This window comes from Glutamicibacter sp. PAEs-4 (assembly GCF_051161755.1).
Lineage (GTDB): Bacteria > Actinomycetota > Actinomycetes > Actinomycetales > Micrococcaceae > Glutamicibacter > Glutamicibacter nicotianae.
Genome location: NZ_CP195017.1, coordinates 3,163,069 through 3,187,243 on the forward strand (window position 1 = coordinate 3,163,069; position 24,175 = coordinate 3,187,243).

Genomic DNA, 24,175 nt, shown 5'->3' on the forward strand with positions numbered 1-24,175 from the left:
GGCAGCAACCCCGAACACCGACCCGTTGAATTCCCGAAAGGACGACCTATGGCAATCGCAGCCACCGAACATCAAACGTTGACTTTGGACCAGCGCACCGAAAGGGTCCGCGACGCCGCGTACCGCATCCGCCACCACTCGCTGAATATGGGCGAAGTGCAGGGCCAGGGATATGTAGGGCAGGCGTTGGGCGCTGCGGACATGCTCGCCGCCGTCTACGCGGACCAGCTGAACTTCCGCCCGGCAGAACCGCAGTGGGAAGACCGCGACCGTTTCCTGCTCTCCACCGGCCACTACGCCATCGGCTTCTACGCCGCGCTGGCCGAAGCGGGCATCATCCCGGTGGAAGAGCTGGAAACCTACGGTTCGGACGATTCCAGGCTCCCGATGTCCGGGATGTCCACCTATACCCCCGGCATGGAAATCTCCGGAGGCTCCCTGGGGCACGGCCTGTCCATCGCGGTCGGCATGGCCCTGGGCCTGCGCCACCAGAACAGGACCCAGCGGGTGATCAACTTCCTCTCCGATGGCGAACTGGATGAGGGCTCCACCTGGGAAGCGGCCATGGGTGCCGCCCACCACCAGCTGGGCCAGCTGACTGCCATGGTGGATATCAATGCCCTGCAAGCCGATGGTGCTACGGCCGGGGTACTGCGCACCGAACCGGTCGCCGAGAAATGGGAAGCTTTCGGCTGGTACGTCCAGCGGATCAACGGCAATGACCCGCGAGCGCTGCTGCAGGCTTTCGACAACATCGCGGCCCAAGCGGCCCTCACCTCGCGCCCGTCGGTCATCTTGTGCGACACCAAGGTAGGCCGTGGCGTTCCACTGCTGGAAAACCGCGAGAAAGCCCACTTCATGCGCATTGAAGACAACGAATGGCAGATCTGCCGCGACCAACTCACTGAAGGCTTCGAAGGGAGCAACTCCTAAATGTCTGCCACCGCCAAACCACGACTGAAAACCTCGGCCATGATCGCCTCCTTCGCAGAGCCCGGCCAGAAGACCGCGCCAGCCCCTTTCGGCCATGCCCTGGCCAAGGCGGCCGAGAAGGATCCGCGCATCGTGGGCCTGACCGCCGATCTAGGCAAGTACACGGACATGCACATCTTCGCCCAGCAGCACCCTGAACGCTTCTTCCAGATGGGCATGGCCGAGCAATTGCTGTTCGGAGCGGCCGCGGGGTTCGCCGAAACCGGCATGATCCCCTTTGCTTCCACCTATTCGGTGTTCGCTGCCCGACGAGCCTATGACTTCTTGTGCTTGGATATTGCCGAGCCGAACCTGAATGTGAATATCGTGGGAGGTCTGCCAGGGCTGACCACCGGCTACGGCCCGAGCCACCAGGCCACCGAGGACATTGCCATCTTCCGCGGGATGCCGAACCTTACCATTGTGGATCCCTGCGACTCGGTGGATATCGAGCAATCGGTGCCGCAGCTAGCAGCTTGCGAAGGGCCAACCTATCTGCGCCTGCTGCGCGGCAAGGTGCCTACCGTCTTGGATGAATACGACTACAGCTTCGAATTGGGCAAGGCAAAAGTACTACGCGGTGGAAACGACGTCGTCTTCGTATCCAGCGGTCTGATGACCATGCGCGCGCTGGATGCCGCGAAGGAACTGGCCAGGCACAACGTAGATGTTTCCGTGGTGCACTCCCCCACCATCAAGCCCTTCGACTCGGAAACGGTTCTGAAGGAGGTGGCCGGGGACCGCCTGGTGGTCACACTGGAGAACCACTCGGTCATTGGCGGGTTGTTCGAGACACTGGCTGCCACCATGATCCGCGGCGGGGTTTCCTCTAAGGTCGTTCCCATCGGCCTGCCTGACGAGTTCCTTGACGCAGGAGCTTTGCCGACACTCCATGACCGCTACGGGTTGTCGATCAGCGCGATCGTCGCCAAGGTCCTGGCTGAGCTCGACTAGATGGGCCCTGATCATCTTGATGTGCTGCCTTGGGCGGGCGCAGTGCTCGCACTGCACCCGCCCAAGGCGCTAAGATCAACAGTTAACAATCGACAGTTGATTTCCAATTACTAGGGGTGTTCCATGGCCATCGCCGATTCTTCCTTGGTAGGCCTTCGCAAGAAGAGCCTGCGCGAGCAGGCATTGATCGCATTGCGCCGGGCCATCACTACCGGCGAATTGCAACAGGGAACCCACTTGGTGGAAACCGAGCTTTCAGCCTCCATGCAAATCAGCCGTGGCACCCTGCGAGAAGCACTGCGCCAATTGGAACAGGAGGGCTTGGTCTCCGCTGGAGAACGCGGACGACTGTCAGTTCGCCACTTGGACAACAAGGAAATCCAGGACATCTTCGCGGTCCGGGCCTCACTGGAGACTCTGGCGGCAACGACACTGCTTCAGCGCGAAGACCTTTCGGACGCTCTCGCGCAGTTGCGCGCCGCGGTAAGCAACATGGAGCAACTCACGGACGATGAAATCGAGGATCGCATTGAAGCGGATCTTGAATTCCATCGCACTCTGTGCCGGCTGTCCGAGAATGACACCCTGCTGCATGCGTGGGAGCAGCTTGAGGGCTCCATCCGCATGTCAATCATGTTCGGCGGCTACGAACGTGGGGTGCGCAATATGGATGTCGCACGCCATTTCAAGCTGGTGGACACCATCGAGGCTGGCGACAGCGCCGCGGTTAGCGCGGAAATCTCCGAGCATATGCGCATTGCCGCCGAGACTCTGATGGGCTCGTAGGGCCACCACAAATATTGCAAGAGCCAGCGGCTCCATCCAATACAGGTTGGACGGAGCCGCTGGCATTGCTATTCAGCTGGCGTGATCAGTTCTCCCAGAACGGGTAGTCGATGTAGCCCTTGGGACCTTCGGTGTAGAAGGTCGCGAAATCCGGTTCGTTCAGCGGCAGCTGTTCTTTCCAGCGGCGCACCAGATCCGGGTTGGCAATCGCAGGGCGGCCCACGACAACGGCTTCGCCCCAGCCTTCGGCAGCCACGCGAGCGGCTTCCTCATAGGTGGTGATCTCTGCGAAGCCGGTGTTCAGCAGCACCGGTCCGCCGAATTCCTTGCGCAGCGACTGGACCAGCTCGCCGGCTGGGTCATGGTGCAGGATGCTCAGGTTGGCCAGCCCCAGTGGCGCGATGCCCCGAACCAGCGCGGTGTAGGTAGCCAGCACATCCGCGCGATCGTTTTCCAGCGCACCCTGGACATTGTGTTCCGGCGAAATGCGCAGGCCGGTCTTCCCGGCGCCAATGGCGTTGGCAACCGCGGTCACTACTTCAATGACAAAGCGGGCCCGGTTCTCCGGGGAGCCACCATAGTTATCGGTGCGGGTGTTGGCCGAAGGTGCCAGGAACTCGTGCAACAGGTAGCCGTTGGCACCGTGAAGCTCCACGCCGTCGAATCCGGCGGCGATGGCGTTGCGCGAAGCAGTCACGAATTCCTCGATGATCCGTGGGAGTTCTTCAGAACCCAGTGCATGCGGAACCGGGTAGGCGTGCTTTCCGGTGTAGGTGCGCGACTCGCCCTCAACCGCGATGGCACTGGGTGCTTCGACGTAGTCGACACCGGTGGTTTCCGGGTGGGTGACGCGGCCAGCATGCATGACCTGGGCGACGATGAGGCCGCCTTCGGCGTGCACCGCGTCGGTGACCTTCTTCCAGCCGGCAATCTGCTCCTCGGTGACCAGGCCTGGTTGGCGGACGAAACCCTGGCCGGCAAAGCTAGGGTAGGTGCCTTCGCTGACAATCAGTCCCAGCGATGCGCGCTGGCGGTAATACTCGACTACATCGGCATTGGGCACGCCATCCTTGCCAGATCGGGAGCGCGTGAGCGGCGCCATGACCAGACGGTTGGAGAGCTTGAGGTCCCCGAGGGCGAGGGGCGAAAACAGATCCATGGGATAAGACTCCTGAAGTGGAATTTGTAGTTGCATAGTCCAACTAGGATTTCCGTGGAGGTATTCCAGTTCGGCTGGAAATATGAGCTGGCTAACGGCCAGGGCAGTCTGTTGAACAAGGTCCAGTGAGCAGTTTCCCCGCTGTTATCGCGGCATTCTGTGCACCCGATCGGCAGTGCGCGCCATGAACTGCTCATCATGGGAAGAGAACAGCACCGCTCCCCCGCGTTCAAGCACCGAATCGATGACCTCGTTCAAGATTTGAAGCCCCGCCGAATCCAGCGCCTCGGTTGGTTCATCCAGCAGGAGCAACTGCGGTTCGCGCACCAGCACGGTAGCCAAGGCAACAAGCCGTCGGGCCGAAGCCGGCAGCTCATAAGGATGGGTCTGGGCATAGGATGCCAAACCCAGCTGCTCAAGAATTCGTGGCACCCGGGCGCGCTGAATGCCCTTCTTGGGAAGGCCAAAGGCAATCTCCCGGATTACCGTTCGCTCGAAGAGCTGGTCCGACGGATTTTGCAGGAGCATCCCGGAATCGGCTGCCACCCGCATCTTGCCGGCACTTGGCTTGAGCAGCCCCGCGGCAGTCTTCAGCAGGGTAGTCTTGCCTGTTCCATTGGCACCGGCCAGCCCCACGCATTCTCCTGCACGGACTTCGAGATCGAGGTCGGAGATGACCGGGGCACTCGCGCCCTTGTATCCGAGGTGCACTCCGGCAAAGGCCAACAGGGGCTTTGCGGAGGCTAGTGCGGCGGATGCTCGAGTCGGGCTGGAAGACAACGAAGTAGTTCTGGCGGTTTCAGCCGCAGGCCGCAAAGTTCCGTCCACCAAATTCCACAGGGCATCTGCTTCGGCTTCCCATGCTTCAGTGGTGCGGGTTAACACCACTAGCGCGGTGCCGGCGGCACGCAGCCGGGTGATCATCTCCGTCACTGCTTCGGTTGTCTTGGAATCCAAGCCTGCCAGCGGTTCATCCAGCACGATGATGGAAGGCATGGCTGCTGACAGCGCCGCCAGGGCGACCAAGCGTTCTTGGCCTCCTGAAAGCTTGGCAGGATCGCGTTCCAACAGATGCTCCATGGACAGCCGTGCTGAAAGCTCGGAGATGAGCTCGGCCATCTCTTCGCGGGGCATTCCTTCGTTCTCCCGGGCGAAGACCAGTTCCTCAGCAACAGTCTGTCGAATCCGGGACAGGTAGAGGCTGGCATCCTGCGGCAACAGGCCAACATGTTTGGCCCAGCCGGCGACGTCAATTCGTGATGAATGCTCCGCAGAATAATCAATTCTTTGACCCGCTAGGATGAGCGTTCCCTCGCAGCTGTCGGCTCCCTGCCTCGGAAGCATGCCGGCGAGTACCCCGCCCAATGTGGACTTCCCGGAACCCGAATCCCCCGCAATGATAGTCAGGGACCCCGGAGATAATCCCAGCTCAATTGCGCGCAAGGTATCGCGATCCGCGTCTGCGTAGCGGAAGCTTCCCAGGCTGAGGTGCAGTGTTGCCGTGCTTCCTGAAGAACCACGGTGTTTCATGTCCATCATGAGGCTCCCCCAAGTGGCACCAGAATCACCACGGGCACCAGCACCGAACACAGCAGGGCCGTCCAGCGAACTGCCCGCTGGATCTGTGAGTCTGCGACCTGGCGCAATCTGCTGTGCTCGCCGCGGGCTGGGAAACCGCGGGCCGCCAGATGCACCGAACGGTCATGGGCATCTTGCACCGAGGAAAGCACGAGAGGCACGGCCCGCAACCGCAGGCGTTGGAGCCAACCCGCTAAGCCCCGTTTGGTTCCCGTCTTCCGCAAGGCCTGTGCTTCCCCAATGGCATGCTGCTTTTCCATCATCTGCGGAAGCAGAAACAGCGTGGACGCCAGCAGGTACCCCGCCTGTGGTGGAGCCGGAGACAAATCGATGGCTGCCACCAGCTGGTGCCTGTCAATTAGCAAGCCGCAGAGCAAGCCGACCACCACCAGTACTGCGGTACGCAAAGCCAGGGCCGTGGCAATTTCCACTCCCCCAAGGGTCAGGCTTAATGGTCCCCACGCTGCGATCACCGGAGACGAATCCCGGGATGCCAGTCCATGGATCATTAGCAAGGACAGCAGGGTTGGAAGCATGATTGCACTACTGAGCGCCGCGAGGTTGCGGGCTTTGCCGGCCACCGCGCCAATGGCCATGCACAGGACTATCACCGCGCAGCTCAGCCACCATACGTTGGCAGCCGTGGCTACGGCAACCGTGAACAAGGCGAGGCAAAGCACGGTAAAAGGGTGCAACCCGGTGATGCGGCGCTTCATCGGTGTACTACTTATTTCCGCTCTTGCCCAACACTTTGTAGCGGCGGATGAATTCGAAGGAACCGCTCAGGCGCTTCGGCAGGGCGAAGACCAGCAGTGCCGCGATGAGGAAGACTATGGCCTTATCTCCCGGATCCGAGATCAGGGCCTGCTTGGTAACCGCGGAGAGCAGCGAATCACCCATGGAGCGGAAGGCCGCAACCACGGCGCCGGTACCGACTCCCGAGGTTCCTCCGTAGACGAAGGCAGCCACTGGGGATGAGATAACGCCAACCAAGACGCCGGAAACCAGACCTGCGATTGGGGCAAGGTATGGCCGGCGCAAGGCGCCGTAGCGGGCGGCAGTTCCGGCAAGGAAACCGACCAGCGCGGCTCCGGCTGCGAATGGCAATACGGTAGGTGCAAACAGCGACCAGATCAGCGTGCTGAGCACACCGGTGGCGGCTCCGGCACGGCGTCCGGCCAGGAAGCCCACCAATACGGTGCCGATGGAATCCAGGTAGAGCGGGACCATGACGGATCCGACGAATTGGCCCAGGATGATGTTCAGTGCCAGGGCGACCGGGATCAGCGTCAGGGCAGAAACTGGCAGATCCGGCAGGACTGCGAGCAGCAGCAGGATGGCAGCGATCAGGTAGGAGGCGAAAGTTGCCAGAGCAACTCCCTGGCCCAGCCCTTCGACGATTCCCGTTGGTTGGGTGATGACCAGAAACAGGTAGGTTCCAACGAGAAGCAGGGTTCCAGCGGCGCCGAGCACCCGGCGGCGCAGGAGCTGGGTCGGCGATGCTTCGGGCAAGAGAAGATTCGGTGACATGATGAGGCAATCCTGGGGATACGAGTTAATTGCGCGCAGGATTGCTCCCGCAACGCGCGAATGGCGGGTCTATGTCACCTCGACCCGGTAGACGAGTCTAGCCCACCTGCTTGCGCTCAGGAATTCTCATTGAGTTTTCTTGCCAGCGCGCCGAGTCGTTGGACCAGCTCGTCAAATCCCGCCTCGGGATTATTTGCCACGACCACTTGTGCATTCGCCGGTTTGCCCCACAGCCCGCGGAAGTCAGCCACTGTCGTACCAAAGAGCAATGGTGAATCTGTTTCTACGTCCACCGTTGCGGGGCGGGTCTCGTAGTCCAGCGTGCCGGCGGCAACGCCAGCGGCAAAGAAGTCGTGCACGTGAGCGATGTAACCTTGGTCGTATTGGCGATGGAATTCGAAGTAGAAACGCAGGGCGTCGGAGAGATAGCGCACCAGTGGATTCGAGGACTTGCTTAATGTCCCTTCTGGATCGCTAGCCTGGACAATTTCCGGTTCAGCGCATCCAGATTCACTGGAGAGCTTTTTCAGAAAGTCGGGCTGCATTTCAAAGCGCTCCGTAGTGTCCAAAGAGCAGACAATCGGCAATTTCGAGGAATCCAATCCTTCTTCAGCGGCAGCAGTGTACGCAGCAAAGACTTCCTTTGCGGCATGCGGGTCCACGTGAGTGTTCCATTCGGCCGTAGGCGTGGTGTTGCCCTGGTAGTAGAAGGCACCGCCCATGATTACTACCCTGCGCAGCAACCAGGGAAGTCGTGGTTCGCGGCGAAGCGCAAGGGCGAAGTTGGTCAGTGGCGCGGTGAGGAGGACAGTCAGTTCGCCCGGGTTGCCCCTTGCAGCTTCGATCCAATAATCGATGGCGTCGAGAGCCATGGGCTCTGGGTACATTGGGTCTGGAAGGGTCGCGTAGCCAACGCCTTGCGGACCATGAGTTTCCGGCGTAGTCACCAAAGGAATTTCTAGCGGTTCGCGCGCACCAATGAGCACTGGAATGTCCGACTTTGCGCAGAGCGTAAGCAAGGCACGATTATTCGCTGCGACCTGCCCGACATCGATGTTGCCCGGAGTACAGGTGACAGCTTCTATCCGAATATGGTCGAGCGAGGAGAGGTACGCCAGCGCCAAGGCATCATCTATCCCGGTGTCGCAGTCGATCAGGAGTCGACTCGACGGCCGTTGGTAGGCCTCGTCTGCAATTTCGAGCTTTCCCGGCACGTCATTCCTCATCTTCCTCACTGCAAAGATCTAAGCAGATAGTTCTCACTGTCATGGAAATAACCGCCACATTCTCAACGAGCAACTGCATTCGCTGATGTGAATACGCTGACCGGCATCTCTCGATGCAACTTCCACGTGATGGCGATGGGTTTGGAACCTTCGTGTTTCACATAATCGACTGTGCCCAAGCATGTGAACGGCAATACCAGCCCGTCAATGTCCCTCGCGGCGTCTCTGGTGAAAAGCAAGATATGCGAAGCATGCTCTTTGCGGTTCAAGTAGCGTTTGCCGGTAGGGCTGGTTGGGCTGGTGGCGTTCTGTGATTCCCAGTGAAATAATTGCGGGCTGATCGCATAGTCCTTGTATAGGGTATTTGGATTGTGGACGGATTCGTCCTTGTCCAGCGTTACGAAGAGCGCGTCGGTATTTGCCTGTGAACACCATGCGACCCCTTCACGGTGGTTGACTCCCTTGCCAAGTTCCAACGATCCGTATTCAAGTGCTGCTAGAATCTCAGAGCGCCAGTATGTGGCATGCGAATACAGCGGGATATGCTGCAGTCCGAGCGGGAGTCCCCTTGGTGCGTGCGCTCCGCGGTCCACACCTCTCGCAAAGGCAGCTCGCAGCTCTTCAACCAGGTATCCGTTTGCACGAATGCGATCTAGTCCCTGGTCGTAGGTTTCAAACCCGCCACCGTTATCCCAGAAGGTATAGAACAGCATCCGAGCAAATATTTGCACTCGCGGTTCCAAGTCGGCATAACGTGGGGCGCTAGTTGAAAGCAGCGCCGAGTACGCATCAGCGCGCTCTGCATCGTCAACATGGAGGAAACGAGTTACCCGTTTAAGAAGTTCATGTTCTTCATTTAGTTGGTCGACACCGATTCGGTTCAGCTCTTCTTCCCAAGGAGAACGCGATGAGATCAGTCCTGCTCGACGAACCAATTCAGTCCACGAATCTCCCGTTTTGCGGTAAATATCTTTGACATCTCGTCCGGACGCGGCGAGGTAGTCGTCCATGGCAGTCAGCCCATGCGACTTAATTTCATTTACCAATGCCGGCTTGTTGAGCTTTAACTGAGATCGAATGTTCTCTAACACGATCGTGCGCGCCACGCGGTCGAGCATTAGCTGGCACCCCGAGGGAAGTCCGGGCGCACCGTCATCAATGATGTGCTCCAATTTTTTGCGCGGAACATCCAGCAAGGCACGAAACTTCACATCGAAACGGAACTCCCGACGTTGTTGGCCGATGAAGTCCAATACCGTAAGTACTGCCTTGTCGTCTGCGCGCCGGAGTCCACGGCCGAGCTGTTGCAGGAAGATCGTGGAACTCTGAGTGGGACGTAGCAAAAGAATGGTGTCGATCTCCGGAACGTCGAGGCCCTCGTTAAAAAGATCGACGGCAAAGATGCAGTTCAGTTCACGGGCACGTAGTTTGGCTAGCGCTCCCTCGCGTTCCTCGGTGCTTGAAATTCCGGACACCGCTACCGAAGGGATTCCTGCCTCGTTGAAAACCTTGGCCATGTAATGCGCGTGTTGGACCGAGACACAGAAACCCAGTGCACGCATCGCGGACGTGCTGACCACCTTGTCGCGCAGTTCGTTGATGATCTTCAGTGCGCGCATGTCATTACCTGTGTAAACATTACTCAGCTGTTCCAGGTCGTAGGAACCGCGCTTCCATTCGATTGCGGTGAGGTCGACGTCGTCTGCCACCCCGAAATAGTGGAAAGGAACCAGGAGGTCTGCGTCCAAGGCATCCCACAGGCGCAGTTCCGCGGCAATTCGACCGCCGAAGTAGGTGTCAGCCACATTGACGCCGTCGCCACGTTCGGGTGTTGCAGTGAGTCCCAGCAGTTCGATGGGCTTCAGGTGCTCAATGAGCTTGCGGTATGAAGATGCTTCGGCATGGTGGAATTCATCGATCACCACCACATCGAATGCCTGCGGGTCGATCCTGGAAAGTCCGAAAGCGGCTAAGGACTGGATACTGGCGAACACGTGCTTCCAGGCTTCCGGTTTTTGTCCATCCACGAACATCTCGCCAAAGGAGCCCTTCCCCAGTACCTTGCGATACGTTTTGAGCGATTGCTCTAGGATCTCCTTGCGGTGAGCCACGAATAAAAGGGTAAGGTCCCGGCCAGCAGCTTCGCACAGTCGCTCGTAATCCAGCGCCGCGAGTACGGTCTTGCCGGTCCCCGTTGCAGCAACCACCAGGTTTCGGTGCTCGTTGCGGTTTGTGCGGGCGGCTTCGAGTTCTTCGAGCATTTCCTTTTGGTGCAGCAGCGGAAGCACTTCCAGCCCGGTGGATCCGAGCATTCGTTCCGCCGTCGTTCCGCCCGCCCGTTTCAGTGCAGCGTCAAGTCGCTCTGCGTCAGTATCGGGATCGTATGGAACGAAGGCGTCGTCCTCCCAATAGCTGTCGAAGGTCATCGAGAATTTTTGCAACAGACTTGGAGTTGCCACGCCAGAGAGTCGAACATTCCATTCAAGGCCGTCGAGCAGTGCCGGTCGGCTCAGGTTGGAGCTTCCAACGTATGCAGTGTCAAACCCTGAATTCCGGTGGAACATCCAGGCCTTGGCGTGAAGCCGGGTCGCATTGGTCTCGTAGTTAATGCGAACTTCGGCACCGAAACGGCGAACCAATTCGTCGATTGCGTGACGTTGGGTGGCACCCATATATGTTGTGGTGATGACCCGGATCGGAATGCCGTAATCCTTGAGTGTCTCCAGCGAATCGGAAAGCAACCGCAGACCTTCCCATTTGATGAAGGCACACAGCAGATCGACTCGATCGGCCGAAGATAACTCGGCTCTCAGCTCGGCAGCCAGTTGCGGGTCTTCGCGGCTATTCGTGAGTAGGGCAGCCGAGCTTAGCGAGGTCTGCGGTCGTTTGAATGACCGCATCCGAATTGCATCGTCGCGTTGCAACTCCAAAAGTTTTTTCGGGCCCGGTAGAACATCCTGTGAATGACCAACCATGTCAAGTATCTGGTTGGACAGGTCAATCATTTGATCCGGCGTTAGCGCGCCCAACCGCTTCTCAATCGCGCGCCCAAGAAAGCGGGCCAGTTCACCCGGGGCGTTCTCGGGAACAATCGGTTCCACTGTCCGCTTGTAGCCGGACAATGCCTGAAGTCGCCCTGCTAGGTGGTCGGTAATAAGAATCTCGAAGATTCCTTCACCCAAGTCGAACGTATTTAGCTCTTCCCCGATGTCCATGTTGCCAGGTTACTCGACTCATAGGACGATTTGCGGCACTGAAGATTGCACTCCGTGGCTATTGCACTCCCCGTTAGCACTGTTTCAACTGGATAGGAGTGAAACTGCAGTAGTTACGATCGAGATTAGACCGCGAGGCAGGAATCTTGCGATAAATTATCAACGTGCCACTATCTATTCGCAAGCTCTTTGCCGCTGCAGATCTAAATCCATCCGGCGTGGTCCAATGGGGCGAGCTGGCTCTTCCAAACGTTCCGGGTGTTTACTGTGTCAGTTGGTCCGTCGATGCGGAGGCCACACGCGTGAACAGAGATATTTATGTTCCTTCGGCGTCGGCCTACACCGATCTATTGTCAGTCTGTCCCAGGACATCCGTTGATGGCGTTCTCGCGACGCCAAGCACATTGACCGAACGGATTGGACGCTTCTGGATCCCTAACGAACCAGTCCTCTACATCGGCATGGCTGGCACTTCAATCCGGACCCGAGTTGGACAGTACTACTCGACCAAGTTGGGCGCTCGCGCACCACACGCTGGTGGCTGGTGGTTAAAGACTCTTGAAAGTCTTGATCAGTTGTACGTGCATTTCGCATCTTGCGACGAGGTCTCGACTCGTGAACAGTCCATGCTCGCTGCCTTTGCCACCAGCATCGATCCCGGGCATCGCCGTCATCTGTTTGATAATGAGAGGGTGGCACCATTTGCCAATATCGACGTAGGCAACGGCCTCCATAAGCGCCATGGCTTGTCGAACTACAAGGTCCCGCGTAATCAGCGTCAATCGTTGGTTACACAGAACCCATTGATGGTTCGTCTGCCGAATCAATAGTCCAGTCGCAACCAGTGACAGACAAGGACCGCATGCGGAGCGAACTTCGTATTCCTTTCGAAGCCAAACATGCATTTCCTGATGTGACTACCAAGCTCCAGGTCGTCCTCGATGGTGTGCACGTCGATGTCCTTTGGCGGCCCAATGGGTCTCGTTCCGGAACTATTGGAGTGGGCGCTGCGTACATGCGAAGACTGCGGAAGAGCGACGAGCCGCTTCAGATCAATGTCAACCATAGAATCTACACCATCTTGCGTAAGTAACCATAAGCCGGCCTGCACGGACAGAATATCAACTGACGCCTGTTCCGATCCCAGGATTGGTCACGCTGCCGCACGATGGCCATTTCGTTTTGCCGGGCGCCGAACTGGCGCCTGCAGCAAGTCTCGAATCTCCTCTACCTCCAAGTCGAGTCCAGCAGCTTCGGTCCGATTTCGAGGGCGCTGAAATCATTTCAATGGATGAGCACCAACAGATAATCCACTAGAGCACCGGGCAACTCGGAGAGAACTTTCGTTTGCCGTTCCCCCGAGAAGTTATGGCAATTCTTAGCCACATCGACAGGACTGGGCGGCGGGTCGAGTCGGCTCGAATCGCAGCTTGGACGATTGTGAGGAAGACACATGGATCGGCAAGCTTTCGAGCCACCAGATCTATGGTGGCCAGTAGGCACCAAATGTGACCATGTGGTTATCTTCAGAGCGAGAAGCAAGGTTACTAAAGCGAAATGGTGTCTACGCGATACGAGGGGCATAAAGTATGGAGGTGACGTGGATCAAAACCGCTGGTTGGAAGTTAGCCCGTCGCAATTCGCCCGCGAAACCGTGGGCCTCAAGTACCCTAAAGCCAAGGTGCCGTCCCAGAGACTCTTCGGGAGTCTCCTCGAAGACCGCTAGTTCCTGACGATACAGCGATCAGCGGCCTGACTGCTTCCGAACATGCGAATAACGACCGCGTCGCTGACCGAGCCGATGAATGTCATTTCCCCATACTGGTCAGGCGCGCAACATCCGGGTAATGCCGCTGGACGGACCGTATCGCAGGCCATCCCGCGGCCAGCTAAGAATTCCGGCTACAACGTAAGTCGGTGCACGAACATGCCGTTCCAGGTGCTTGGATAGAAACCATGAAAATGGATTTCTACTCAGAAGATGTTTGGCCGCACATCACCGAAATTGTTGACGGCTCCGGCAAGATTCACGCCGCGATTGCATTCCTGGGGAACGACGCACCGGACCGACTACCACTCAAGGCTGGCGATGTACTGCTGGTCAATGCACGGGCCAACAATGTATCTTCACGAGCCACCAGCCCATTCGCAATCGAGCGATACATCGACCGAGGCGTCAAGGTTTACAGCTCAGAACGCCTTCATGCCAAAGTAATTGCGACAGACAAGCACGCTATCGTCGGATCAGCCAATGCCTCCGCAAGCTCTGCGCGATCCTCTGAAGCCATCATCGTTACTGACAGCATAAAAAATCGTAGAAGCGTCAAGGAGTTTGTTCTCCGCGAGATCGATGACCATGGAATGAAAATAACCCAGGAGAAGCTGGCAGATCTCAAGCGTCTGTACAAAGAAGGGAAAGCAATATCCGGAATCACCGGAGTCAACACGTCGAAGCCACTGGTTACAGGCTTCCCATGGGCGGTCGAGAACGTGTATTTGGTGACGAGGTACGACGCAGACCTAACGGAAGAAGAGCAGGACGAGATCCTCACCGGCACAACGAGACCCACCGGCTTCAACCTTGACGTCATGCAAATCGAGAACGCCGACGACGCGTACAAGTGTGGAGACATCGTCATATTCTGCGACGATATGTACATTTATCCACCGATCAAAATCGACAGCGGCGTGGTCTTTGTAAACGACGAAGAATCGAGAATGGGGCAGGTAACTCAGCAGAGAAGCAAGGGGATGAGGGTCCTGAAGCGATCAGGATTTTCGCCTCGGTACGTCACGGATACGGAAAGCTTCGATGATCTTATGGATCTTCTGGACGAAGCTTCCGGTCACCTGAAGCTTTCGGGCGGTCGCCGTGATGCAATGATCCGAGTTTGGTTCCCTGAATTCAAGGAACTGTCAGCCCCAATTGAATAACATGGCGTTACTGGCCGACCTTTTCCTCGGCTATTTCCCCCATACGGCGGCCATTCAAACCTCGTGGCGCCGGCTCCCGTTGCGGCTGAGGGCTCTGCGTTAGATCCGTGGTGGACTGCGCGCCTGCTGGTCATCGATTGAGCATGTCTAGCGCGTCCCGGATGCGGATCCCCGGACCGGCATGCAGCTGGCTTTCGTCGACGACCGCCGGTCCCTACTCGCCGATTGTCTAGGCGATCAGGTAAACGGTCGGTAGAGTCCGCCACGTCAGTTCTCGGCCTTCTTGTAATTTTCGATTTGCGACTCCCAATCGCAAGCCTTGGGAAGGTCTCGAAGAGTTGCGCCACCAAGATACTGACCACGACGTCATGGAAAAGTGTGTGACTTATACAGAATTTTTTCGAGCATGGGCCAAGTTAGCGACATTCTGCACCCGCTCCAACAGCCGTTCTGGACTCAATGACAGGTCCAACGGAAAGTGCACGATTTCCTTGTTTGTATTTCTGACTTTCACGATTCTGGGGCTTCCAGCACCTGCATAAAGCAACCATGCCCTCGGCACGTCCAAAGCAGTGCAGTACGCAAGCATCTGGTACTCATCTGCGTTTGAGTAGCTACCGAACTGTGAAGCTTTGTATTTGGCGTCGAATACAACCCGGGGTATGCCAGCCTCGCAATAGACGGCATCAACGTACATGGTCGTACGTGGTCTTTCCCCTTGTCTGGGCTCATCCAAATGAGCTTCGAACTGAGCGTGAACAGTCCCCGGGAAGAAACGCATGGACTCCTTTATCGCTGTCGTCACGAAATCTTCAAATACCTTCGCCATGTCCACCGCAAATGAGCTCATCCTGCTGCGTCCCTTGCCCGACTCTACAGATAGTCCATCACGGATCAGGGCGGCCATACGAAGCGCCGGAATATATTGGGCGTTGGCCCTACTTTCTTGCCATTGCGGCCATGGAGCAACCCGAGGGAGAAGTTTCACACCATCGAGGTTCCGGTCCAAACGCGAGAGACGTTCCCGCACCGCAGGAGGCACCGCGTTAAGATCGAGAACGATTCTTATTGCGGTCCGAAGTATCCGGTTCTCGGCGATGTCCTTCGTGAAATCGTCAAAGGTGACTTCCAACGGAATGGGAAGTCCAAGGTGTCGTGAGATCTGGTCTCCAACACGGATCTTGCCACGAAGCACTCGCAGTGACTCCTCCACGGTGACGTAGCTAGAGAGCGGCCCGCGTTGCAGGGCTCTCTCGCATTGTCGTGCAAAAGAATGTGCGATCGCCGCAAAAAAATCTGGTTCCTCCACCGCGTCCGTGTCCGCTTCACTAAAGCCCGGGTCAGCAGCGTAGCCGAGCATGAACATCAGCCGACTCAGGCCCACCTTATCTTTGGGACGAACCTCAATCAGCAGTTCCCCCACCTGCACGGCGCCCACCATTCCCGTCGGGCTGATGTCCCAGCCGCCGCACCAGGCACGAGAAACATTAACCAACTTCGAGGCCCGCAGCATTTCAGCGTCGTCCTCGCTTAGTTCCACGGATCGAGGTGTGGTTTCGAGCTCGTGAAATGTCATGGGTGTACACACGTCAGCTCAAGCCTTCTTCAATTACTACTGTCGACTCGACGGCAGAAACTTCGCGGTCTTCATCGCTCGCGACGAGCTTCCTGGCTTTCTTGCGGATGCTGGACAGACCGAACCGACTGCGTACTTCGTCTCGACTGAATCGTCCAAAGTAGTGTTCCTCCAGCAAGGGCAAGAGTTCGTACTTCCAGATCCGTTCCAAGCCAACATCACTCTCGGCATGATTCCCCATGAAGTACGACGGACCGATCATCAAATCACGGTCCGTTCCTTCGATTTCCAAGTTCAACGCCCTGAGCAGATCAGCCCGCAACGAAGGTTGCCCCGTAGCCTGAAGGAATCGATCGAGCATTCCCTCAATTAGGCCATCCTGGGGATGCAACTCAATGAAGGCGAAACGACGGCGGATGGCCGCATCGATCATCGCTACCGATCGATCCGCGGTATTCATTGTTCCAATGATGAATAGATTCGGTGGAAGCTTAAATGTCGATCCGGGACTGTATTGAAGGTTGATGCTCTGGTCTCGGTATTCAAGCAGGAAGTAAAGCTCGCCGAAGATCTTGGCCAGATTGCCGCGATTCATCTCATCAATTATCAAGAAGAAAGGCTTGTTCCGGTTCCCCTCTGCTGATGCTTCTGCCGCAATGCGTCGCAGTGGTCCAGGCTCCAAAGCAAATCCCAATTGGCCGTTGTCGGCGGCAGACGGACGATAGCCTTCAAAGAAGTCTTCATAGGCGTAGGAAGGGTGAAACTGGACGACCTGGACATGGTCAGAGTGTTCCCCCGTCGCCAAAAACCTGGCAAGTTTGCCCGCGAGGAAGGTCTTTCCCGTTCCCGGTGGGCCATAAAGAACAATTTGTCTGCGAGTACGCAACATCTCCACGACCTCTTGCAGCTGATCCCTCTCGATGTGGATTGAAGCGGCAAACGTCTGGTCAATCTCGGACAGGAGTTCAGGTTGCGTGGCGGGCTCTTGTGCAATCGGGATTTCAGGTTCCTCGGATTCTTCCGCTTCGCCGGTTTCGGAGAGAAAAACCGTCAAGTCAGATAGTGCCGCCGTCGCGTCAACAAACGGTCCCCGTTCGTCAAAAATTCCAAGGACGAGCTTACCTGCACGGTCAGCAGGGAGTTCTACTAGTTGCCAGTCCACGTCGCAGGCCAGATGCGCCGGCTCGTCAGCAACAAAACGGACTTCGGACTCAACGATTCCAACAAATAGTTCATCACCGCGACGGGTGAATACCACGTCCCCCACCCCCATCAAGGTCAGGAATCGGTGGAATGCGTGGGCGCTTTGCTTCCGTTCCGCATAATCAACGTGGTCATACCCCAATTCCACGGCGCGCTGAATCTGTGGCAAAGTACTTCCCGGTTCCACTTCGCCGAGGTGAGTCGCCTGCAGAGAGATCTCCCCGCGATCCAACCAGTCGTCTAAGAGCTGCTGGCTCCCCTGCTGTTGCCGAACCAGCCAGGCCCTCTGTCCTGCCTTCGTCGACGACTTCCTCAGCCAGTCGTTGATGAATAGTTCTCCATACCAATCAACACGGTGGCCTGCCTTGGAATTGTGGATCTTGTGGATAGCAGCAAGATCGTTGGCAATTGATCGTTGATCCGAGCCACTTTGACCGCCAATTTCCCAGGCGTATGCCTCGAGAAGTAATTTTCGATGGTTCTGGCTAACCACCGGTTCGAAGAAGTTCGGCCACATCATGTATTCGACCGCAAAACGGACACCTTGTATCCGATCGTCCACCGCGTCGGTGATTGCGCCGAATGCATCCGGGCCAGCCAGAGCTTCTTCCAATACTTTTTGGGGCTGCGCACGCACCTGCAGCACGAAGCGGGCAAGCCAAACGAAATTATGCCATTTCCGGCTGCTGTAGCCCCGCCCGCCGTTGAAAGCCCCAGAAGATTTCATCCCCTTGAGGATTTCATCAGGTATCTGCGTATCGGCATTCACCCAAGACAGAATCAATTCGATGTGGTCCTGCTTGGTATCACTCCTAACATTGACGAGCGGCAGCTGAGTGAGGGTCATCAGCTCGGCAGCCAGAACAATAACGGCGGTTTCGGCCCCTTCCAGCTGGGCTTGCAGCTTGACCAAGAAATTGCCCGTGCCACCGTCATAGTTGTCGAAAGTCCTGCGGAGCAGTTCCGTCGCGTTGTGTTCAGTCCACGTCGTCTGGTTCCAGAATGGAGAAGGTTCACCACGCAGGCCTCGTTCGAGGATCATTTGGCCAGCTGATTCCAGTTCTGGCGCGGGCCCCCTTCGGTTCGTCATCATCGATTCATCGGCACTGAACTCATTCAAGATGTCTCCCTGGTTACTAGCTTGGCGCTGCGGTCTTGAGAAACACTATATGGCAGGGAAACAGCTGGCTCAGCGAGAACGCGGAGCATCGGTTACGGTGTGCGTGAGCCAAATCAATACGACTAGGAGGTTCCATGCCGTTCTAATGTCTCGACCACTCTGGATCGGTGGTCGGCAAGTCGAATACGTCGCTACCTGCGGCGGATTCTGCTCCGATGACCGCTTCGCACACGATTCCAACTTAGGTAGATTCCGACTCTCGGCTATCGCTATTCACTGAACATTGGTAACCCTCAACTCTGGAGCGTCCAAGTCCAAATGAGCCGTGATGCACCCGTGCGAACTTGAACCCTTCGCTGTTCGTGCTTCGAGCGCCCCAACCTTGATCGAGACCTTGGAAGATGCGGACGATTCCAGTGCCAGGACGAAGGTCACCTCGGCTTCGGCCAGCCTGATGATGACTTGTCATGGTCCTAGCTCGGCGATCCGACCCGCCAACTCCATAGGGTCGTCGCTTGGCCCCACGGCGATGGCTGCTTCCTCATCCCCGGCAAAAACAATGCCTGCCTTGGCCAGGATGGCGCCCGGTAGGCCACCCCGGCTTTTCTTCACTCCACAGTGCCGCACGGTAGTCCAATTCGAAAAACACCAGCACTCCAGCGGCATTGCTGTGCAAGTTCTGCTGCGCAACATGGCCGAATCGTGCGAAGTCTCAAACCTAGAGTTCCTCTTAGTCTGCGGCATGGAACATGGCATCGATGGTGGTTTCACCGCGTCCAAACACGCTTGAAAGACCAGCTGCGGCATTCAGCCTGTCGTGCTGCGCCCATCCGGCGACTCGGCAAGGCACACTCGTCATCGACGAGCTGCTCAGGGCAAAAGGCCCTTACCCGGTGGCGTCGAGGAACTGCGCGACCAGCCGTTCCAGAGTGCGTTCCAAATTGGGACCGGTGCTACGGGTGAAGCCCATCAGCCTCAGCAGCCATTGGTGCCGCACCCGGCTCGCGTCCCAGGTTTCGCTGACCATTGTCCCAGACCCGACAGCTTCCAGCTCGTAGCGCCACCCATGCCCGCTGAAGTGCCGCCAGGCGATCTGCCGGTCTTGCTCGAATTCCATCACGGTATTGCTGATCCGGTACGGGACCCCCAAACGTATCTGCATGCCGAACTCGCTGCCCAGGTTGAGCTTGCTTCCCTTGGCGTTCGAGGACCGCACCGTTCCGGAGCCGTCGATGACCGGGTGCATGGCCGGATCCCTGAGCAGTTCGAAGATCTCTCGGGGCGCGGCAGCCACGAAGCGGCGGCGGGTTTGCAGATACGGGGATGGACTCATCAGCCCATCCTAGGCAGCATCTGATCCCGTGCCCGGCAGCCGGGCCTATCCGCAACGATGTTGTTGTGCCATTCTTGGTTGACCTGCACCATCAGGAAGGGAAATCGATGAGCCACCGAAACGATCAGGACCTTGTACTTGGCCCGATGCTCCGCCACGTGGATGCCACCTCCGCCAGTATCTGGGTGGAGACAGCTCGGTCTGGCACCGTCGAGATCCGCTGCGGTGAAAGCACATGGAGTGCGCCGACTTTTGGTGCCCACGGCCACCACTATGCGTTAGTTGAGGTGACGGGGCTGGAGGTTGGAAGCGTCAATCCCTACAGCGTGCATTTTCAGGGGACAGCGATCTGGCCGCGCGAGGATGGCTTCCCCGATTCCATGATCGCCACCATCGACCCCGCCAAGAATCCACGGCTGGCCTTCGGGTCCTGCCGCACCAGCATCCCGCACGACGCGGCGGGCAACCGCAAGCACGGTGTTGACGCGATGCGCGCCTATGCCCTATCCATGGCGGGCCCGGCGCACGGACCCTGGCCGGATTTGATGCTCTTCCTCGGCGATCAGGTTTATGCGGACTCCACCAGTGACCAGATGCGCGAGTTCATCCGCAGCCGGCGCGATATCAGGGACGAACCCGGGGCTGAGCTGAAGGACTTCGCGGAATACGCCCACCTGTACCGGTTGGCTTGGTCGGACCCGGCCAACCGCTGGCTTCTTTCCACCCTGCCCAGCGCCATGATCTTCGACGACCACGACATCCGCGACGATTGGAACTCCTCGCGCAGTTGGAAGCAGGACATGGAGCAGACCAGCTGGTGGCACGAACGCATTGTTGCGGGCCTCGGCTCATATTGGATCTATCAGCACCTCGGCAATCTCTCCCCCGACGAGCGGGCTGCAGATCCACTGTGGCAACGCATCGCGGCCCACACCGGCCTCGACGAATTGGACATCACTGCCGACTTGGACCGGTTCGCCGAGCGCGTCGATGCTGCACCGGAAGAATACCGCTGGAGCTACTGCCGCGACTGGGATACGGTGCGGCTGATCGTGGTGGACTCCCGTGCCTCCCGCACCCTCGACACCGAAGCGCGTGCCCTGCTCGATCCACCGGAAAATGCGTGGCTCGACGAGCAGATGCAAGGCGGATTCCGCCACCTGCTGGTCGCTACCTCATTGCCCTTCCTGCTGCCCATGGGCCTGCATCATGTGGAAGCGTGGAACGAGGTCTACTCCTCAGGGGAACGCGGCCAGGTTCGGGCGTGGCTCGGGGAACGACTGCGCCGGGCCGTGGACCTTGAGCATTGGGCGGCGTTCCAACAAAGCTTCCAGGACGTGGCCCGGTGGTCCACCGAGGTCGCCGATGGGCAGCGCGGCCCCGCTCCGCAGTCCGTCACGTTCCTCTCCGGCGACGTGCACTTCTCCTACGTTTCCGAAGTCGAGCGCGAGAACGGGAGCAGGATCCTGCAAGCTGTGTGTTCGCCCATCCGCAACCCACTGCCCCGGTTGATGCGCTACTTTGCCGCAGCCTTGGCCTTGGGGCCGGCCGTTCCGTTCGGGGCTTGGATGGCGCGCAGGGCACATGTGCCAGACCCGCCTTTTCGATGGAACGGCATCAAGGGGCCGTGGTTCGACAACAACCTAGCCATCCTTCAGGACACCGAAGACGGGCTGGTGGTCAGCTGGGTCACGGGGGTGGTTGAGCACGGAGACCACCTGCACCCAAGGCTGGAAACCGTCGTAGTGGCAGCGATCGAACCGCGCGAGAAATGACGCGACCGTCAGGTATCGGGGTGGGTCTCCACCATGGCTTCGAGGTGAGTGGCGACGTCAGCACGCTTGGCGTGCAAGAAAAACAGCTGCCGAACCATCGGCGGAATGACTAACCCGATTGCATCGGTACCGTTAGTAATGACGCTTTGCTCGTCTAACGCATCCATCATGGCCGCCGCCTATGCGCTATGCCGTTGAGCTCCATGTTTCTTTAGCTTCGCATCGATACGACGGGTGAATTGAAGGGCTAAGAGTTCCTGCGCTTTCCTTAGTCATTGCTCGCCTCCAGGAGTATCAGATCCAGCAGAACTGATTTTCATGTGAAACAGGGAATCGATTCATTTCATCGCTTTTCGGCAAATCCATGCATGGAACGCATTACTGCGTAGAACGATCACGGATCCCGAGGCGACCTCAAGGCAAAAATCCAGAACTTCGCAACTGCCGCACAGTTGCAACAATTAGTCCAAGAAACCGCGCAAGAGAGTCGCAGTGCCATCAAGATGTTCTTGCATCAGCTTCTTTGCGCTGGCTCCATCGCCGCGGAGGATGGCGTTCAAGATGTCCTCGTGCTGGCGGCTGGAGTGCGCGATATTCGGCTTCAGGAACGGAATCCGATCCAGCAGCTCGCTGGTTGCGTCGCGCGCCTCTGCAACCGCTTTTGCCAGCATGCTCGAAGCTGACAAATCGGCGATCATGACATGGAGCCGGGCATCCAGCGGCCGGTAGTTCGTCGCGTCGGCCGAATTGACGGCTTCGTGCGCCAGCATCAAATTATTTCGCTGGGTTGCAGTGAGCGATGCCCCCGCGGCCAATTCAGCTGCGGCAGGTTCCACGACCGACCTGAATGCAAGCACATCCTCAATGCGTGCACGGTCCGAATCATCCAATGGATTCTCATGCGAATTCGGATGAGCAGCAACAACCGTTCCACCGTAGCGACCTCGCTGGACCTGCAAGTAGCCTGCGCTCTGCAATTCCGCCAATGAGTCGCGCAATGTAGCTCGTGAAACACCCAGGGCCTCGGCAAGCTCCCTCTCCGCAGGCAATTTTTCGCCGGGAGGGAAGACGCCTAGCCTCATGGCGCGCAACAGTTGCCCGAGGGTCTCCTCGAAGACGTTTCCCCGGCGCACTTGCCCAAGGAACCTCATCCCATCCCGGGAATCCAATGGTTTAGTTTCGGCCATGATCTAAGAATGGCACACAATTTGGTTCAAGAAAACACCTTTCATTTTCTCTTACCAGCTCAATTTTCAAACTAACCTATTGACTTTGCTCCGTGACCCCTGCCACAGTTGAGCGCATGCAAAGGACTGATTTCAGTCCATTAGATTCAGGACTCATGGACCGAGGAAGCTCACATGACCAAGAATTCACACATCGACTACGCATCGGTCGACAAAGACTATCTACGACATAGGCAGCTCAAGAAAGGCGCCGCAGGTTGGATCCTGCTTGCCGGCTTGGGTATTGCCTACGTCATTTCCGGTGATTTTTCAGGCTGGAATCTCGGCTTGGCCGCTGGCGGCTGGGGCGGATTGCTCATTGCCTTCGTGCTGATGGGCATCATGTACACCTGCATGGTGTTCGGCCTGGCAGAAATGTCCTCGACGCTACCCACAGCCGGTGCGGGCTACGGCTTCGCCCGCAGGGCCATGGGACCACTGGGCGGTTTCGCCACCGGCATGGCAGTGCTCATCGAGTACGCCGTGGCCCCTGCCGCTATCGCCACCTTCATCGGCGGCTACATCGAGGCCCTCGGCCTGTTCGGGATGACCAATTCGTGGCCCGTCTACCTGATCACCTACATTGTTTTCATCGGCATCCATATGTGGGGCGTAGGCGAAGCACTCAAGCTGATGTTCGGCATCACCGCTATCGCCATTGTGGCGCTGGTAGTCACCGTCTTTGGCCTGATACCGCACTTTGAGCCAAGCAACCTCTTCGACATCGTGCCAGACGGTTCGGCCGGCTCCTCAGCCTTCATGCCGTTCGGCATTTCCGGAACCCTTGCCGCGCTGGTCTTCGGCATCTGGTTCTTCCTCGCAGTAGAGGGGGTCCCACTGGCCGCCGAGGAATCGCAAGACCCGAAACGCGATATGCCCAAGGGCATCATTACCGCAGTAATCTTCCTGGTCTTCTCCGGTGCTGCCATGCTCATCCTGGTGCCCGGAGTCGCGGGAGCCGAAGCCATGAGCGTCTCCGGTTCCCCACTTCCCGAGGCGCTGCGCGAAGCCTACGGGCAGAATTCAGCGCTGGCGAACTTCGTGAACTATGCGGGCCTGGCAGGATTGGTGGCCAGCTTCTTCTCTATCGTCTATGCCTACTCCCGGCAGCTGTTCGCCTTGTCCCGTGCCGGCTACTTGCCCCGGGTTCTCTCGCTGACCGGCTCCCGCCATACACCATGGGTGGCCCTGCTGGTTCCAGGCACCATCGGATTCATCCTGGCAGCAGTCATCCGCAATGGCGACCAGCTGATCAATATCGCAGTCTTCGGCGCCACCGTCTCCTACGTGCTGCTGAATCTGAGCCACATTGTCTTGCGGATCAAGGAACCCGACCTGCCCCGCGGGTATCGCACCCCGGGCGGTATCGTCACCACTTCCATTGCGCTGGTGCTGGCTGTCATTGCCCTCATCGCAACATTCGTCGTGGACATCCTCGCCGCAGGAATCACCGCAGGAGTCTTCGTCCTGGCACTCGCGTACTTCTGGTTCTATAGCAGGCATCGCCTGGTTGCCAGCGCGCCCGAAGAAGAATTCGCCATCCTGGAGTCCGAAGAAAATGCCCTGAAGTAAACCGGTCCCAGGCCAC

17 protein-coding genes and 1 pseudogene are annotated in these 24,175 nt (G+C 58.0%); 7 read left to right on the forward strand and 11 right to left on the reverse strand.

All coding sequences use genetic code 11. From position 1 onward, the window contains the following. The first annotated feature begins 48 nt into the window (after positions 1-48). From ACR9WD_RS14925 to ACR9WD_RS14935, 3 genes are all read left to right on the forward strand, one after another. Complete coding sequence (locus tag ACR9WD_RS14925) at positions 49-933, forward strand: transketolase (protein WP_434922359.1); 885 nt, start codon at positions 49-51, stop codon at positions 931-933. Then, the gene (locus ACR9WD_RS14930) at positions 934-1,926 is read left to right on the forward strand and encodes a transketolase family protein (protein WP_434922360.1); all 993 of its coding nucleotides are present in this window, start codon (positions 934-936) and stop codon (positions 1,924-1,926) included. Between the two features lie 123 nt (positions 1,927-2,049). Beyond that, on the forward strand, positions 2,050-2,712 hold the full coding sequence (locus tag ACR9WD_RS14935; RefSeq protein WP_073706979.1) for a GntR family transcriptional regulator: 663 nt from the start codon (positions 2,050-2,052) through the stop codon (positions 2,710-2,712). 85 nt (positions 2,713-2,797) lie between these two features. Here ACR9WD_RS14935 and ACR9WD_RS14940 read toward each other — a convergent pair whose 3' ends face one another. The 6 genes from ACR9WD_RS14940 to ACR9WD_RS14965 all read right to left on the reverse strand — a co-directional run bounded on the left by ACR9WD_RS14940 (position 2,798) and on the right by ACR9WD_RS14965 (position 11,420). Further along, complete coding sequence (locus ACR9WD_RS14940; protein WP_434922361.1) at positions 2,798-3,871, reverse strand: alkene reductase; 1,074 nt, start codon at positions 3,869-3,871, stop codon at positions 2,798-2,800. Positions 3,872-4,015: 144 nt separating this feature from the next. Further along, positions 4,016-5,410, reverse strand: a complete 1,395-nt coding sequence (locus ACR9WD_RS14945) for an ABC transporter ATP-binding protein (protein WP_190264126.1) — start codon at positions 5,408-5,410, stop codon at positions 4,016-4,018. Continuing rightward, on the reverse strand, positions 5,407-6,165 hold the full coding sequence (locus tag ACR9WD_RS14950) for an energy-coupling factor transporter transmembrane component T family protein (RefSeq protein WP_190264127.1): 759 nt from the start codon (positions 6,163-6,165) through the stop codon (positions 5,407-5,409). Before ACR9WD_RS14950 ends, ACR9WD_RS14945 begins: the two co-directional genes overlap by 4 nt. 7 nt (positions 6,166-6,172) lie before the next feature. Next, complete coding sequence (locus ACR9WD_RS14955; protein WP_434922362.1) at positions 6,173-6,979, reverse strand: ECF transporter S component; 807 nt, start codon at positions 6,977-6,979, stop codon at positions 6,173-6,175. Positions 6,980-7,095: 116 nt separating this feature from the next. Continuing rightward, the gene (locus ACR9WD_RS14960) at positions 7,096-8,193 is read right to left on the reverse strand and encodes a nucleoside hydrolase (RefSeq protein WP_434922363.1); all 1,098 of its coding nucleotides are present in this window, start codon (positions 8,191-8,193) and stop codon (positions 7,096-7,098) included. 74 nt (positions 8,194-8,267) lie between these two features. Continuing rightward, positions 8,268-11,420 carry a DUF3427 domain-containing protein gene (locus ACR9WD_RS14965; protein ID WP_190264130.1) on the reverse strand — a complete coding sequence of 1,051 codons (3,153 nt, stop codon included), beginning with the start codon at positions 11,418-11,420 and terminating at the stop codon, positions 8,268-8,270. Positions 11,421-11,584: 164 nt separating this feature from the next. Between ACR9WD_RS14965 and ACR9WD_RS14970 the strand changes: the two genes are divergently transcribed. Continuing rightward, a complete protein-coding gene (locus ACR9WD_RS14970) occupies positions 11,585-12,250 on the forward strand; it encodes a hypothetical protein (RefSeq protein WP_434922364.1) in 666 nt (221 codons plus the stop codon). Positions 12,251-13,376: 1,126 nt separating this feature from the next. Next, positions 13,377-14,354, forward strand: coding sequence for a hypothetical protein (locus ACR9WD_RS14975; RefSeq protein ID WP_073706987.1), 978 nt, complete (start codon positions 13,377-13,379; stop codon positions 14,352-14,354). Between the two features lie 385 nt (positions 14,355-14,739). On the opposite strand, the gene ACR9WD_RS14980 is transcribed toward ACR9WD_RS14975, so the two are convergent. The 3 genes from ACR9WD_RS14980 to ACR9WD_RS14990 form a co-directional block, all read right to left on the reverse strand. Next, positions 14,740-15,930: an McrC family protein gene (locus ACR9WD_RS14980; RefSeq protein WP_434922365.1), complete on the reverse strand. Its 1,191-nt coding sequence runs from the start codon at positions 15,928-15,930 to the stop codon at positions 14,740-14,742. A 13-nt stretch (positions 15,931-15,943) separates the two neighbouring features. After that, entirely contained in the window at positions 15,944-18,253 is a 2,310-nt protein-coding gene (locus ACR9WD_RS14985) for an AAA family ATPase (RefSeq protein WP_143181080.1), read from the reverse strand. Between the two features lie 886 nt (positions 18,254-19,139). Further along, the gene (locus ACR9WD_RS14990; protein ID WP_434922366.1) at positions 19,140-19,586 is read right to left on the reverse strand and encodes a polyketide cyclase / dehydrase and lipid transport; all 447 of its coding nucleotides are present in this window, start codon (positions 19,584-19,586) and stop codon (positions 19,140-19,142) included. A 107-nt stretch (positions 19,587-19,693) separates the two neighbouring features. On the opposite strand from ACR9WD_RS14990, the gene ACR9WD_RS14995 reads away from it, so the two are divergent. After that, on the forward strand, positions 19,694-21,361 hold the full coding sequence (locus ACR9WD_RS14995; protein ID WP_434922367.1) for an alkaline phosphatase D family protein: 1,668 nt from the start codon (positions 19,694-19,696) through the stop codon (positions 21,359-21,361). 17 nt (positions 21,362-21,378) lie between these two features. On the opposite strand, the pseudogene ACR9WD_RS15000 reads toward ACR9WD_RS14995, so the two are convergent. After that, positions 21,379-21,591 (reverse strand): annotated as a pseudogene (locus ACR9WD_RS15000) (IS110 family transposase); the annotation flags it as partial. 231 nt (positions 21,592-21,822) lie between these two features. Next, positions 21,823-22,494: a FadR/GntR family transcriptional regulator gene (locus ACR9WD_RS15005; protein ID WP_223308809.1), complete on the reverse strand. Its 672-nt coding sequence runs from the start codon at positions 22,492-22,494 to the stop codon at positions 21,823-21,825. 228 nt (positions 22,495-22,722) lie between these two features. Here ACR9WD_RS15005 and eat point away from each other — a divergent pair, with 228 nt between their 5' ends. After that, on the forward strand, positions 22,723-24,159 hold the full coding sequence (eat, locus tag ACR9WD_RS15010; RefSeq protein ID WP_073706993.1) for an ethanolamine permease: 1,437 nt from the start codon (positions 22,723-22,725) through the stop codon (positions 24,157-24,159). Positions 24,160-24,175 lie beyond the last annotated feature (16 nt).